Here is a 2,030-nt window from a genome sequence, read left to right on the forward strand (position 1 = left end):
CTTATTTATTCTCTTATTTATCTCTTTTATTCTTATTTTTCTTATTTATCTTTTATTTTTAAAAAACTTATTTGATTTATAATAAGTTTTAAGTATAATATCAATCATAAATATTTTTAATTTTAAGTACTTTAATTTTAATTAAATTATTTTTCATTGTTTTAAATTTTGTTTATTGGATTAATTGTTTTTATTTTAATTAAATTATTTTCAATTGTTTTAAATTTAATAAAAATATTCTATTTGGTGATTTTATGTATGGTCCTGCAAGTTTGGCGGAAAGGAGAATATACTATAGGGAGGAATGGTCTGAAAAGGACTTGCCTGACTTTATAGCAGATGGAATCACCAAAAGGGAATTTGGTTTTGATCATATTGGAAACGGTCCAAATGACAGATATAAAACATTTAAGGGAACAGAAACCCTCAGACGTTTTTTAAGATACAAGACTCCCTTTGCAGCATACATTTCAGTAGCATTTTATCAAAATCCACGTAAGCGTGGAGCTTGGCAAAAGGCGGAATACATATTTGATATAGATGCAAAGGATTTGCCTATCCGTTCATGCGGATGTGATGGCGTTTGCGAAATCTGTTTGGCAGAGGCCTTGGAACGTGTCAATATTATGATAGACACCTTGAAAGGAGATTTGGGACTTAAAAACATTCACCTTATATATTCAGGTCGTGGTTTCCACATAAGGATATTGGATCCTGTCATGATGGAGGCTGACAGTGACTTGAGGGCTGAAGTTCTTAAGTATGTTGCAGGAGCAAATGTTCCAAGGTCACAGTATCCAAATCCCACACCTGGTGGACAGCCATATAATTTTGATCATTTCATCATTCCCATTGCATATCCAAAGGTTTTTACTGAAAAGCTGAAGTACAATATTCTTCACTTAAGGGGAGATGAGGAGATAGATGGAATTAATCAAAGGTTAATGAAGGATTTGGTTAAGAATAGGGATTTTCTTCTTGATGATGATTGGGTAGGCTTTAAGAAAAACATAGGTCCTAGAAGGTATAAGGATATGGTAAATGCGATGGCAAGGGTTAATTTGGCTACAATTGATGCTAAGGTGACTATTGATTTAAAGAGGATTTTAAGACTTCCTAGTTCATTGCATTCAAAGGTTAGTATGAAATGCGTTGAGGTAAAGAATCCTGAAACATTTGATCCTTTTAAGCATGCTGTTCCTAAGTTTGTTTATGAACGTAAGGACGAATCTATTGCCTCTAAATAGCTTAATATTATTTTAAATTCATATTCTTTTGTTTTTGAATCTATTTTTCTTTTTTTATTCTCTTTTTTTGGTTTTTGAATCCCTTTTTCATCTTTATATTTATTTATCAAACTTCTTTTTTTACTCATTTTTGTTTAATATTTTTCTTTTAGTTGCTTAATTCAGTTTAGTTTTTCAATTTAAATATTAAAAATCATTATTTTTATATAGTTTATAAAATAAAAATTTAATTAAGTATAATTTTAGCATATTTTATAGTTTTTTTTAAGGCTTTTTAATATTGTCCTAGGAGGTTTAAAATGGATAAAAAGAATGCAGCATTGCTTGTAGTTGTTTTAGTTATTGTTATAGCTATTGGCGTATTTGCATACACTCATTTAAACATTGGCGGCAGTGATGTTAATGTATTAAATGCAAACAACAATACAAGTGAAGTTATAAATTCAAGCAATTTGGACTTAAATGTTTCTGATGATTCTGAAGATGCAGAAAATTCTAATTCTACAGACAATTCAGACAACAGTTCTTCTGTAAGCAGTACAGATCCTGGTGATGTAGTACATAAGCAGGTATTTACAGTTTCTGAAAATGAGACAGGTCAAAATGAAGGAATGGAACCTGGAACATATGTAATGTACTATACAGAAAATGATGGTCCATTAAAAGTGGAAAAAATTAGTTAATTATAGTATTTTTTATTTAAATACTATTTTTTCTTTTTCTTTTTTTTTTTAAACTAATCTTGTTTTTTTATTTTAATTATTCTTTTTTAATTATTTTTAC

2 protein-coding genes are annotated in these 2,030 nt (G+C 29.0%); both read left to right on the forward strand.

The genetic code is table 11. From position 1 onward, the window contains the following. Positions 1 to 254: 254 nt before the first annotated feature. The gene (gene priS / locus Q0138_RS09185; RefSeq protein WP_297983789.1) at positions 255 to 1,247 is read left to right on the forward strand and encodes a DNA primase catalytic subunit PriS; all 993 of its coding nucleotides are present in this window, start codon (positions 255 to 257) and stop codon (positions 1,245 to 1,247) included. A 299-nt stretch (positions 1,248 to 1,546) separates the two neighbouring features. Next, entirely contained in the window at positions 1,547 to 1,930 is a 384-nt protein-coding gene (locus tag Q0138_RS09190; protein ID WP_297983792.1) for a hypothetical protein, read from the forward strand. The last annotated feature ends 100 nt before the right edge of the window (positions 1,931 to 2,030 follow it).

The sequence above is a fragment of the uncultured Methanobrevibacter sp. genome (assembly GCF_937906425.1).
GTDB lineage: Archaea > Methanobacteriota > Methanobacteria > Methanobacteriales > Methanobacteriaceae > Methanobrevibacter.